This window comes from Wolbachia endosymbiont of Cylisticus convexus, from assembly GCF_003344345.1.
The window spans coordinates 1-12928 of sequence record NZ_QPIP01000050.1 but is presented as its reverse complement, the minus strand read 5'-3'; the positions used below and the strand labels follow the sequence as shown (position 1 = coordinate 12928).

Genomic DNA, 12928 nt, shown 5'->3' with positions numbered 1-12928 from the left:
GATTGAATATTTTTTTCTTTTCCTCTTCAACTATTTTTAAGCTCTGTTTTGCTGCTTTAATTCGTGGTTCAAATTCTTCTTTGCTAATATACCCTTGAGTATAGCTATCAATAAGTCTTGAAATGCCTTGTTTCAGCTTATCATCTTGTTTTTTAAGTGAATCAGTTATTTGATCACATGGTGATTTTTGAAGTTCTGAAAGCCTACGCTGATATTCCTTTAAAATTCTGTTTGGATTTTTTAATAGGCTTTTAACTTCTTCCCACACAGCTGTCTCTAATGTAGAAGCACGAATTGTTTTACTATTACAAATCTTATTACCAGCAAAACGGTAAGCATCTGCGCCAATACAACGATAACATTTTTTTTGAGACTTGCCATATCTTTTAGCATAATAAGAATACTGGCAACGCTTGCATACCAATAAGCCTTGCAATAGATTAGTTGTTCCTATTTGTCTTGCTCTTTGCCTTTTTGCGTTCTCAGCTAATTGCTTTTGAACTATATCAAACAAATCTTCATCAACTATTTTAGGTACTGGAATGTAAATCCAATGTTCCCTTTCAACACGATAGGTAGAACTATTCTTTTTAGGTTGTTCACAGGAATGTTTGTATGGTCTTATTTGCGGCAGCTTTGCACCTACCTTTGTTTTACCAAAAGCTGCTTGTCCTTTATAGACAGGATTTTTTAGTGTACCACAAAGCGTGCCTTTATTCCAGCATTTTCCCTTCGCTGACATGATAGACATGGTATTTAGCTGGCGACATACTTCTCCAGCACTCATTCTTTCTCTGCCTATCCAAGAAAATAGCTTACGAACCACTTCCGCTTCTTCTTCATGAACTTCAAACCGAGCTTGCCCTCCTTCCATCTGTTTATTTATATAACGGTAGCCGTAAGGAGCTCTACACATTACATTTACACTACCTTTTTTAGCTGCATAAATTTTTCCTCGACGACATCTTTCAGTAATCTTTGTGTGTTCATATTCTGCTATCATACCTTGCATTTGTAACAATAAATGAGCTTCTGGACTATCATTAATCTGATTATTTAAAAAAATTACTTCTACTTTTGCTTTCTGTAATTCTTCAAGTAAAACCATCTGATATGCATATTTACGCGATAAACGATCAGGAGAATGAATATAGATTATGTCAATTTTACCTTCTGCTACTTTATTACGTAATTTTTCTAAGGCAGGACGAACTAAATTAGATCCACTATAGCCATTATCAACGAATTTATGTTCATCTAGCAATTCATGCCCATCTGCTTTAATTTTATTTTCTAAAGCTGAAAGTTGACTTGCAATCGTATTCTCTTGTACTTGTTTTTCTGAAGAAACTCTTGCATATAAGCTTACTGTTAACATTTGATCCTCCTTGAAGTTCTTTTTTATTTGCATTTACTGAATACTTTAGCACTGGCATTAATTTTGTGTAGGCGTCTAATAAATATACCTCTGCCAACCTATCAGGTTCATAACTAACTCGTATGGCAAATCTTTCTTTACTGTTCATAACATTCCATTTAAATAATATGCTCATTATTAATCCACTACATTAAAGCTGATAATTAGTTCGTCATTAGCGTCATAAATAAATGGAGCTCTTACTTTTGGACATAAAAGTTTTCTGGAAATACTTTTTTCAAGTTTTAAATTGTTGGCAACATTGTCGTAGGTGTATTTTCTATCTTAATCGATTGCTTTTTCATTAAAAATTCATTGAGGTTCTTTGATGAGCGAGTTATTTTATTCATTGCTGCTTCTCTCACTAAAAATGTATCGGGGAGAACTTACACCTTATTATTCTATCCTCTTCACTCTTATTTTTCCTTAACTTGACTAATATGGTTTGTTGAATACTCCCGTTTGTCAAGTGGTTTCTATTGATGAAGGTTATGGCTCAGAAGATAGTGCAAGCTACTGAAATTTTGAAAAATGCAGCCTACTCCTATATTCGAACATATCAAGCAGTAATTCAAAATCAGCCATTACGCCCTTTGCATTGTTATACGCAAGATTGAGCAACTCTCTGTCCTTATATAGGTCAGCAAATTTAAATTCCATGTATCCTGATTGCTTTATGCCTAAGATATCTCCACTACCTCTTAGCATCATGTCCTTTTCAGCAATGTAAAATCCATCTTGCGACTCACACATGATCTTTAATTTTGAGGATGAGCTTTTACTTAGATTGTCGTATAACAGTACACAAAAAGACGGCTTATTTCCTCGTCCTACCCTACCTCTTAACTGATGTAATTGCGATAACCCAAATTGTTCTGCATTCTCTATAATCATAATAGTTGCATCTGGTACATCTATACCAATTTCTATTACAGTAGTTGAAACTAGGAGAGAAAATTCATTCCTCTTGAAGGAAAACATAACTTGATCTTTCTGCTCCTGAGTCAATTTTCCATGTATTATGCTAATTTTATCAAAAAATGTTTTTTGTAATTCCTGAAAGCGCATTTCTGCTGCAGCAATATTGAGTTCTTCGTTTTCTTCTATGTATGGACAAATCCAATATGCTTTTTCGCCCCTGTTTATAGCATCCTTCAGTTTTTTAATGATATCCGGTACTTTCTTGATGTTCATAGTGACAGTTTTTATTGGCAATCTAGATTTGGGTTTTTCCTTTAAAATTGAGCATTCAACATCTCCATACATAGCTTGCTGCAAGGTTCTTGGAATGGGAGTTGCAGTAACAAAAAGTATATCGGGATTTTCTCCTTTTCCTACCAAGCGATTCCTCTGCATCACTCCAAATCGCTGTTGTTCGTCTATGACTGCAAGCCCTAAATTTTTAAACGTAACGTTGGCTTGAAATAGTGCATGAGTGCCAATCACTATATTTAAAACACCACTTGCAAGTTCGTTCATGATAGTCCTTCTTTCCTTGCGCGAAGTTTTACCAGTAAGCAGAGCAACTTTTATATCAGTACAAGATAGAGCTTCTTCGATCCAATTATAATGTTGCTCCGCCAAAATAGTAGTTGGTGCCATTAGAGCTGCCTGCATATTATTTTCTACCACATTCAGCATCGCAAAGAGTGCAACTACAGTTTTGCCACTACCAACATCACCTTGAAGCAGGCTTACCATGCGGTATTTTGATTTTTGTCTCTCTGCGATTTCATCTATCGCTCGAATTTGATCATTTGTTAATTGGAACGGCAATCCATTTAAGACTTGCTCTTTGTATTTACTCAATATGACAAATTCCCTTCCCCCTTTTTTTACATGATTTTCCCTTGCAAATTTTAGTGCCAGCTGATACGCAAATAGTTCATCATAAGCAAGTCTTTCTCTACAAACTTCTGCTTCTGCCAATGAGCTTGGTCTGTGCAATCTTATGATGCTTTCTTTCCAATTCAGCCATTTCTTTTGCTTGATTAATGTTCCATCTATCCACTCTGGCAAGTCTGGCAAATCTTTTAGGTTAGAGCTTATTATGTTTCTAATTCTCTTGTTAGTAATACCACGACATAATTGGTAAACCGGTTCTACACGAGCTATTTCTTCAAATTGGCTGATGTTAAGTGACACGTAATCTGGGTGAGTAATTTGCCAATGTTCAGCAAATTTTTCGAGTTTCCCACTGATGATTACATTGGCTCCGATTGGAAATAGTTTATGCAAGTATTTAATTGAGTAATTAAAAAAGACTATAAATACATACTGACTTTCACTTTCGACAACTACTTTATATGGCCTCCCTCTAAAAGTGGGCGGTTGATGCTCATAAACTTTTGCCATGAAAGTTGTAAATTCTCCAATTTGTGCGTCAAGTAGCGATTTACTTCTATCCACATAACTGAGCGGCCTATAAAACAGCAAGTCCATTACTCTATCTCCACCACAAAGTTTAGGTAATATTGCAGAATGAAACTTAGGTATATTTCCTAGTTTGCTGCTCAGAAAAATCAGTATATCTGGTTGCTCCATACTATATAAAACAGTTTATCCATAATAGAGCCTTACTAAAATCCTGTCACCCTATAGTCAAGCTATGCAATATTTTATTGACTTATTAACTATTTTTGTGTATTATTATACTATTAGCAGTTCATATCAAAGTGTTAATAATGAACAACTCTAAATCAGAAAAAAAGGAAAATCCATTAGTTACGCTAAAAGCTCAGGCAGAAAAGTTTAATTTTAGCATGTTAAGAGTGAGTGAAAATAATGATAAAGCACACTCTGGTGAAACAATGTTCTTAGATTTTCACAGAATGAACTTTATTGTTAACAAAAAAAGTATAGATAGCACTTTAACTTTTGCTTTAACAGAAGGAGCTAAGGAAAATGGGCTTAGAAAAGCTTGGGATGAACATTCCAAAAACGAAAAAACTCCTGATGATAAAAAAGCTGACCAATACAAAAAGAAATTTGAAGAATTTTACAATCTAGGTACAAATTATGCTCACCTATTACAAAAGGAAGAGAACGGAAATTATCGACCATTTGCAAAAGCAGTTTTCAAGGAAATATTTGAACGTGCTAAAGTTCAAGTTCCAAGTGACTCTATCTTAGAGGAACTAGTTACCAATTGTAATCAAGCAGGATATGAAGCTGTTGTACATGCAGAGTTTCAATATGAACTCTTCCAACATTCATTCATGATGGCAAATCCCAAAAAAGTAATAAGTATTGACTGTATTAGCCCAAATAATGTGAGTGTTAGATCTGATATGACATTACCAATACTCTTCCAAAGAAGTGACGGTAAATGCGGTGACAAGGTATGTGACCTATCCAGCTCACTGGAATTTACACTTGAATCTCAAGATGGAAAAGATGATGTAATATATAAAGATGGCAAATTGTCACTTACTGTTCCTCGAAAATTGAGAGATTACAAAATTGATGGCAGAAGTTTATTTGATATCATTAAAGAATATTTCTACAAATTTTGCGAGAAGTTAGGATTTAAGTTTGAAGTAGAAATAGAGCACGATTTAGGCGGTCCGATGAGTCACCTCGAAGATGTAGATCTGCCCATTCATAGCAATGAACATGGAAATACACCTTGAAACTAACAATTAAAATATTTCAAGCGCCGTTAGCTTATTTGCACAATCAATCACTTCAGAATTTGGGAATTGATTTTTAAACCAGGTGTACTGGCGTTTTGCGTAGTGCCTTATGTTTATTTGAGCAATTTGTATTGCTTCGTCTAAAGTAATCTCACCTTTTAAGTATTTTATAATTTCTGGCACTCCATGTGCTTTCACAGCTGGTAAGTTTGGAGATAGGTTCATGCTAAGTAGGTTTTTTACTTCATCAATTGCTCCATTTTCAACCATTCTAATAAAACGAGAATTTATTTTTCGGTATATGTCCTCACGTTTAGGTAGAATTGTATATACCTTAAAATTATTGAATAAAGGAGGCTGCCTATTTTCTTGCCATACAAAAATCGACTTGCCAGTTTCAGTAATAACTTCAAGTGCTCTTGAAAGACGGTGCGAGTCATTAATAAATATTTCACCTTGAATCCCTGGATCTTTGCTTAGCACTAATTTGTGGAACTCTTCTTTACTTAAATTTTTCCTAAGTTCACTTACGTTTTTTCTCACTTCCCAGCTTATTTGTGGAATTGATGATAAGCCTTTGATTAAGCTGCTGATGTAAAGCCCACTTCCTCCAGTTATAATAGGTATTTGCGCATTTTCTAATGCATGATTAACTTCTTTTTCTAAATCCTCTAACCACAGACCCACAGAATAATTTTCTCTTACTGAAACATAACCGTATAGTTTATAAAATTTTTCTTGCCTTGGTGGTTGAGCGGTAATTATGGGAATTTTTTGTATACCTGCTTTGAGTCACAGTTTATTATGCTAATGTTTTTATGCTTTTTTATCAGATTATCACATAATTCTGATTTACCTGAGGCGGTAATTCCTGTAATAATTACTATATTATCTCTCATTTATATTAATTTAATTAACCTATGATAGGGTGTAGTAAAAATTTGGATCCTACAATCTAAAATTTGGAGATTTTTATGGCAGAAAACGATAACAATAACTCATTCACTAAGCGCTTCACAAACAGGACTCCTGACAATACAGGAGAAGGTTTTTCCAGTAAGTATTCGTCTCAAAACACTAAGGAACGTGCTCTAGGAGCAAAAGGAAAAATTTCTGAATTGGCAAGCAAAAAAGCTGAAGCTAAGGAAGCTTTTTCTGAAAGTGGTGGTATAAAGAGCAAAAGCAGGACTATCAATGAAAGATCCTTTGCTGATGCAACAAGAAGAAGTAGATCAGATCTCATATACTTAGTCCGTGGTAAAGACCGTGGAAGATCAGCTTGGCACTATGTATTAATTGATAAAGAGAAAAGAGAAATGTTTCTAGCAAAAAGCAGAACTGGCTCTATAGATGTTGCAGACTATGGAGAGATTTTATACTCAGGATGGGGAGAAGATCCACCACAGGCAATAGTTGATAAAATTAATGAGGAGTTCGGGTTGTAGCAGATCTGTTGTAAAAATGAGCAGTTGCTGATAAAATTTACTGTAAGTATGCAACATAGTAATTAATGCATGCTAGATATGATTCATTTTCGGTATTTCAATTGTTAACGTGCAGCGAAAAGCTATTATAAACATAAGTTTTAGCTATATGGTATTTGAAGTAACAAACGCAATAAAGAATAATTTGTTAGCATGCTTTCCAACAGAAACAGTATATGCTCTTGCTTGTAATGCGCTAGATAATGAATCTATAGAAAAAATATATCAGACCAAGAAGCGTTCTCAAAATAAGCAACTCTCTATATTTGTTAGTGATGTTTACAATTTGACAAAAATAGCAAAGGTAAAGGAAAGATATATTGATTTAATAAACTACTTTTCTCCTGGACCAATTACCTATATTTTACCGCTTGAAAACAACAACATATTACCAAATGAATTCTTTAAAGGTAGCATAGGCATAAGAATTCCTGATCATCCTATTGCGATTTCAATATTAAATGAACTGAAAACTCCAATAGTTGCAACTAGTATTAACATTTCAGGAGAAAAAAGCATATGCAAAGCAAGCGATATACCTCAATCTATTAAGCAACACTTATCTGCAGTAATTGAGGATGATGAACTAGTTTCTGGTATAGAATCTACTATTATTGACTTAACTGGAGATAAGGTTAAGGTTTTAAGGAAAGGTAAAATTTCATTACAAACAATAGATAACGTATTTTCAAACTAAGATCTACAGGAGAAAGAATGAAAAAAGTAACAGGCCACACCCAAGCAAAAAAAATAACGAACAACTTATCTGTTCAATCTTGGCTGATCTGTGGTAAAAAAGGTATAGGAAAGGCAACACTTGCAAAATCCTTTTCTAACTGGTTTCTTACAAAAAACTATGACGTAGCAGGATTGGACTTACACATTGTTGAAGGCGATACAATAGGAGTAGAAAAGGTGAGAGAAATGAAAGACTTTCTGCACTTAAGTCCTATTCAATCAGAATATAAAATAGCTATAATAGATAGCTTAGAAGCAATGACTAATAATGCTAAAAACGCAATATTGAAAATATTAGAGGAGCCGCCAAAAAATTCCAAAATACTTATAATTAGCCACAAGCCATATGATATACAAACTACCATTCGATGTAGGTGTTTTCAGCTGAATTTACTTCCATTAACTTATGATGAAACAAAGCAAGTTGTTTTATCTCAATGTAAATTTGACGATAAAACATTTGGTGAAGTCATTACTTTATTTCCTGGAATGCCAGGAATGATAATTGATGCACTAAATAGTGGTGTTTATGAGTCACATAAGTATTTTTATACACTTTTCCGTAATCTAAATAACTCTGATATAATTAGCAAAATAATCAATAGTGAAATTGAGCTAGAACTAGCATCGTATATAATTCAAATCTCCATTTTAGAAAAGATAAAGAGAGAAGTAAATGATGTTGAAATTCTGCTGAGTCAGTGGAAAAAAATAGATGAACTCTTCGTTGCCGCAAAGCAATTCCGCTTAGATAAAAAACACGTTTTAGCTAATGTAGTTAACATCATGACACAAAAATATAATACTTTTAACATAAATTCATGATAAAATTCTGCTAATTTAATACTTAAAATATATAACTTGACTGATAACAAATTAACTGTATGGCAATCAATAGAAGTTTTAACAAGAACCATATTGAACATGCAGAAAGAATTGAGTTTAATCAAGAATACAGCCTTAGACCAAGACGTCACTTTAGAAAAAGGGAAGGAGCTATCAAGTGGCATCTATGAGGCAAATTTTAAGCTAAACAAGGCAATCAATATAGCTACTTTGCCAAAAATTGGCTATCGTATGCTCAGTGGCGATCTAGTCGTACTTAATCATATTACGAAAGAAGAAGTAAAGATTCCTGGAGGTTTTCATTATCTTAAAGTCGTTAAACTTAATCATAATGACTATAAACTAACGTTTTGTAATTTTTTAGGTAATGAGTTTTTTGAATATAAAAAGTATGATCCACAATATTCTGATCTTTCAGATGAATATAAATTCGTGGATTTTGGTAGTGTAAAAAAGACTCATAATCTAAAACTTAAGGAATACGTTGGTCACGCACCCAAGTTTTTTGCTACAGAAGGTCCTATTGAGCCTGGATCTGAAAACCATGTAATTAATTTATTTGAGCTAGTCAAAAGTGGTAAAGTGGGAACCCTTGCTGATGAATTTGGTTATTTTGATGATCAAAATAAATTACACTACTATAATTACCACAAAAGTGCAGAAAGCAATACTTATGATCCCGAAAACTTCAGTGTAAAAATGATAAATTTAGATGTGAGCAAAATCGATAAATTTCACCTTATTGCAGAACAGGGTGATATAATAATTCATCCTATTTTGGAAAATTTAGACATATTTTAAAGTTTTTTTAGAGTATCCAGTCTTATTGTTGTTATAATTGGGTTTGGTAACATTGTGTTATGGAAGATAAATTGCTTAAGTCAGTAGAAAACAAAAGTTATTTCAGAAAAGCAGTAGAATGGTATTGCCACAGATACCTGTTCTGCGTTGTAGAAAGATCTTGGATGGCGTTAATAGCGTTACTTCTCCTAGCATGCTTATGTTTATTACTACTAAACATATATCTATTACTTCCTATTAAAAAAGATTTAAATTTTGTGAAGTATATGAACCACACAGAAGATGAGTTTTCTGCAATACATAAACTTAGTTTTAGTAAAAAAGAAGATGAGTACACTTCCATAGCAAGGTATTTAATAAGTAAATATATTGAAACATACGAGTCCTCTCAGACTGTTGAGCCAAAGTATCAAGAAAATTTTATAAGAAATAATTCTATATATAAAATCTATCAAGATTTTCAGGAAAAAGTGAACAATGAAGCTGTTTCATCCACAAGAAAAATTACCAACATAAACGTAACAACACTATCTATTAACCGATCGACCAAGAACTTAGTTACATTTACTGGAAACGCTACTGTAGTTTTTACAGCTGAGCAAAATAAGAAGATGAAAGATTATATTGTGGAGGTTAGCTTCACTTTGTCAAATATAAAAGCAACTCTAGCTGGCATAGTGCCACTTAAATTTACTGTTAATAGTTATAAATATAAATGATTATATTTATAACATTATTTGGTAGCTAAAAAAATAACTAAAGTGCATATAGCAGTAATAACTAGAGGTAAAACTAGAAGCATTGGTGTCCTTTTAATAAAATAATTTCTAGAAGGCTTTGAGAAAAAGGCGTTGTAAATTATTGGTAAAAAGTATAGAGCATTGAGTATAGTACTAACAATTAACACTAGAGTTATAAACACAGAAAGTGTTACATTACTAGAGTTGAAAACAGCTTGAAAGATGAGAAATTTGCTCCAAAAAGTCGGAGCAGGAGGTACTCCTATCATGGACAATGCACCTATAGTGAATGCTATCATGCTAATTGGCATACTGCGTCCTATACCGTGAATTCTATCTATATATTTTTCACCCGTTTTCGTTATTATGCTACCTGCAACAAAGAATAAAGTAATTTTTGCAAACGCGTGGCAAATTAATTGAAAAATTGCAATCTTCATGCTGAATTCACTAAAAATTGAAGCGAACAATATAATATATGACAACTGAGAGATGGTAGAGTAAGCAAGCAATTTCTTTAATTCTTTTTGTTTTAATGCAATCAATGATGCAGTAATAATAGTAAATCCAGCAGCGTACGGAAGCCACCCTCCAGCAAGCCAACTTTGCTGTGCAAAATGTTGCATATTATCGACGCCGAAAGTGTATAATATAACTTTTATGATGATAAACACTCCTGATTTTACAACAGCAACAGCATGTAGTAGCGCGCTTACAGGAGTTGGTGCAACCATTGCTTTTGGCAACCAAAAATGCATTGGCATTAACGCAGCTTTTCCTACTCCATAAATCAGCATAGCAAAACACACTGCAATAAAAGTGATGAGTGAAGTATCAAACTTGAATATTCCACCATCCACAAAGTCTAAAGTATGAAATTCATTATATAAAAGACCTATTGCAGGAAAAAATAACACTAAAGAAGAGAAAAATAGTAAACCAAAGTAATAGCGTCCTGCAACTACTGATTCATTTGTTGAGTTGTAAGTAACTAAAGGGTATGTACTAATAGTTAGAAGCTCATAAAAGACAAATGTAGTGAGCAAATCTCCAGAAAAAGCAATAAATATTGCACAGCTAATTGATATTGAAAAAAAGCATAGAAAACTTGAGTGATTATTATCAGCATAGTTATTTCGCATATAACATATTGCATATATACTGGTTAGTACCCACAAAAATGATATTAATAAACTGAACATTACTCCACTAGACTCTAGCTTTAAACTAATATGCAAATTACTACCAAAGTCCATGAGAATAAATTGAGAATGATCACCATACACCAAATATAAAGTGCATAGAGATGTATACGCAAATAGAAGCATAGAAGAAGCAACAGTAACGCTACTGCTTACTCTTGGCCATTTACTAGTAAAAAAAATAGCTAATGCATTTAAAAGTGGGATCAACGCAGTAATTAACAAATAATTCTCAGTAATAAAAAATGGTAAGGAAAGAGACATTAAGATATAATCCATTAAATTTTCTGTTTAGGTAAAGCTAAGATTATATTCAAGTTATAGAGAATTTGCTATTTTTTTAGTTGTTGCGTATTCTATAAGTAGCATAAAGTCAACTGCATAAATTGAAACAATATCTGCTATAGCTAACCCAAATTAGGTGTACCGAAACAAATTTTATGAACAATTTAAGTTGTCATTCCAGCGCGTAACGCTGGAATGGCTTTGTTGCATCGCTCTTCGGATAGTAGGTAACGTACAATAAATTCATGAAGCTATCTCAAATTTAGCCATGCCAATATCAGTAAATTTGTTAAGCAAATAACACTTGAGTAGCAGTTCCTTCTCACAATTAACCTCAGATTTGTTACGAAAATTAAATCCGAATATTTGTTTCAGTCGCGAGAAAAAACTTTCTATAGCTAACCGAAGTAGGGTTTCCCCGAGCACTGAAAGACAAAATCAATGGTAGAATGAATATCAGGCCAAAAGCTTGGTAGAGCTTTTCTTATCGCATGTTTGATGGCAAACCATAATTTCTTAATTGGGTTTAAATCCGGCGAGTATGGGGGCAAAAATAGAACTTTACATCCAACATTTTCTATTAGCTTCCTGGTTCTTTCAGATTTATGAAAGCTTGCATTATCAAGAATTATCAGGCTTTAATATCGGAATAAGTACGTTCTCGACATAAGCCTCAAAAATCCCACTATTACAATATTCTTCAATTACCCATGGCCCATCATTTAGCGCCCCTATTATGCTCACCCTTCTTCTTCCGTATCCTGGTTTTTCTGCAAATAACTGACCTTACCCAGAAAAAGTAGAGAGGAAGTTAAGAAGTTTTTTCAAAGAGGTGTGATATGACAAAAAGAAGAGAATATACAGCAGAATGCAAAAATGAAGACTGGAAAAAGAAACAGGTCAATCATCAGCAAAAATAGGAAGAGATTTGGGTATTAGCGGCTAAGCAGGTGGGTAAAAACATACAAAAGACCTGCTGCAAAAGGTGATTGAAAAAATGATGGGAGAGAGGTAGAAGAAGAATCAGCAGATTGAGTAAGGTAAAAAATGAGCTTTAGTTACTATAATATGAGGAAACACCGAAGAAACTTTCGTAATATAACAGGTTTAACTATAGAGGAGTTCGAAAAAGTAGTGGAAAAAGTGAGGTCTGGATGGGAAAAACTTGAAAAACAGAAAAAGTGCCATGGTAGAAGATAAAAACTACCAACTCTGGAAGATAAGTTGTTTTGTGTAATTTTGTACTATCGCACTTACATAACACATAGATTTTTAGGATGCCTATTCAATGTGCACAACGCAAATGTATGTAGGTTACTTAAGAGAATAGAGCCATTACTCGCCAAAAAAGTGACTATAACAAAAGATAGAAGTATGACACCAGAAAAAATACTGAAAATTCTGGCTGATGTTACAGAACAGCAAATACAGAGGCCAGAAGATAGTAAAAAACGGAAGAAATCATATTCAGGAAAAAAAAGAACCAACACTATGAAAACTGAGATTATTATCGAAGAAGGAGGAAGAATTTTATCAGTGTCAAAGTCATATCGTGAGCGATTTTCGCATAAGGAAACAAGAAAAATATCTACCACTCGATAGCATAAAATATGCCGATTCTGGATATCAAGGTTGGCAAAAATTGCAAAGCAATGTTATAATTCCATATAAAAAGTATCGTAAAAAGCCATTAACTCCAGAGCAGAAAGAGCATAATAGAAATCATTTAGAATGAGAGTAGAAAGTAAGATCCGAGAGATAAAGATATTTAAGATTATGT

At 33.4% G+C, this 12928-nt stretch carries 11 protein-coding genes and 4 pseudogenes; 8 read left to right on the top strand and 7 right to left on the bottom strand.

All coding sequences use genetic code 11. From position 1 onward, the window contains the following. On the bottom strand, positions 1 to 1411 hold a 1411-nt coding region (locus tag Wcon_RS06045), incomplete at its 3' end, for a recombinase family protein (protein ID WP_147269162.1). Between the two features lie 519 nt (positions 1412 to 1930). Beyond that, positions 1931 to 3961 (bottom strand): ATP-dependent DNA helicase RecG, encoded by a 2031-nt coding sequence (recG, locus tag Wcon_RS06040; RefSeq protein WP_114517585.1) that lies wholly within the window; start codon positions 3959 to 3961, stop codon positions 1931 to 1933. 140 nt (positions 3962 to 4101) lie between these two features. Here recG and Wcon_RS06035 point away from each other — a divergent pair, with 140 nt between their 5' ends. Continuing rightward, a complete protein-coding gene (locus Wcon_RS06035) occupies positions 4102 to 5049 on the top strand; it encodes a hypothetical protein (protein ID WP_114517584.1) in 948 nt (315 codons plus the stop codon). A 9-nt stretch (positions 5050 to 5058) separates the two neighbouring features. Here Wcon_RS06035 and miaA read toward each other — a convergent pair. Next, positions 5059 to 5951 (bottom strand): annotated as a pseudogene (gene miaA, locus Wcon_RS06030) (tRNA (adenosine(37)-N6)-dimethylallyltransferase MiaA). 75 nt (positions 5952 to 6026) lie between these two features. Here miaA and Wcon_RS06025 point away from each other — a divergent pair. The 5 genes from Wcon_RS06025 to Wcon_RS06005 all read left to right on the top strand — a co-directional run bounded on the left by Wcon_RS06025 (position 6027) and on the right by Wcon_RS06005 (position 9640). Continuing rightward, the gene (locus Wcon_RS06025) at positions 6027 to 6497 is read left to right on the top strand and encodes a hypothetical protein (RefSeq protein WP_114517583.1); all 471 of its coding nucleotides are present in this window, start codon (positions 6027 to 6029) and stop codon (positions 6495 to 6497) included. A gap of 148 nt (positions 6498 to 6645) precedes the next feature. After that, positions 6646 to 7233 carry an L-threonylcarbamoyladenylate synthase gene (locus Wcon_RS06020; protein WP_114517582.1) on the top strand — a complete coding sequence of 196 codons (588 nt, stop codon included), beginning with the start codon at positions 6646 to 6648 and terminating at the stop codon, positions 7231 to 7233. Between the two features lie 17 nt (positions 7234 to 7250). Then, positions 7251 to 8099 (top strand): AAA family ATPase, encoded by an 849-nt coding sequence (locus Wcon_RS06015; protein WP_114517581.1) that lies wholly within the window; start codon positions 7251 to 7253, stop codon positions 8097 to 8099. 36 nt (positions 8100 to 8135) lie between these two features. After that, entirely contained in the window at positions 8136 to 8921 is a 786-nt protein-coding gene (locus Wcon_RS06010; RefSeq protein ID WP_114517580.1) for a hypothetical protein, read from the top strand. 59 nt (positions 8922 to 8980) lie between these two features. Then, complete coding sequence (locus Wcon_RS06005) at positions 8981 to 9640, top strand: VirB8/TrbF family protein (RefSeq protein ID WP_114517579.1); 660 nt, start codon at positions 8981 to 8983, stop codon at positions 9638 to 9640. Positions 9641 to 9654: 14 nt separating this feature from the next. Here the strand turns inward: Wcon_RS06005 and Wcon_RS06000 are convergent, their stop codons facing one another. From Wcon_RS06000 to Wcon_RS12535, 4 genes and pseudogenes are all read right to left on the bottom strand, one after another. Next, a complete protein-coding gene (locus tag Wcon_RS06000) occupies positions 9655 to 11127 on the bottom strand; it encodes a proton-conducting transporter transmembrane domain-containing protein (RefSeq protein ID WP_410543459.1) in 1473 nt (490 codons plus the stop codon). 264 nt (positions 11128 to 11391) lie between these two features. Then, a pseudogene (locus tag Wcon_RS13380) lies at positions 11392 to 11553 on the bottom strand (IS5 family transposase); the annotation flags it as partial. Then, positions 11547 to 11729: a transposase gene (locus tag Wcon_RS05990; RefSeq protein ID WP_237350076.1), complete on the bottom strand. Its 183-nt coding sequence runs from the start codon at positions 11727 to 11729 to the stop codon at positions 11547 to 11549. The pseudogene Wcon_RS13380 and the gene Wcon_RS05990, both read right to left, overlap by 7 nt. Positions 11730 to 11769: 40 nt before the next feature. After that, complete coding sequence (locus tag Wcon_RS12535; protein WP_255565517.1) at positions 11770 to 11892, bottom strand: hypothetical protein; 123 nt, start codon at positions 11890 to 11892, stop codon at positions 11770 to 11772. Positions 11893 to 11987: 95 nt separating this feature from the next. Here Wcon_RS12535 and Wcon_RS13375 point away from each other — a divergent pair. Both Wcon_RS13375 and Wcon_RS12805 read left to right on the top strand, forming a co-directional pair. After that, positions 11988 to 12114: pseudogene (locus Wcon_RS13375) on the top strand (IS3 family transposase); the annotation flags it as partial. A gap of 81 nt (positions 12115 to 12195) precedes the next feature. Beyond that, a pseudogene (locus tag Wcon_RS12805) lies at positions 12196 to 12928 on the top strand (transposase); the annotation flags it as partial.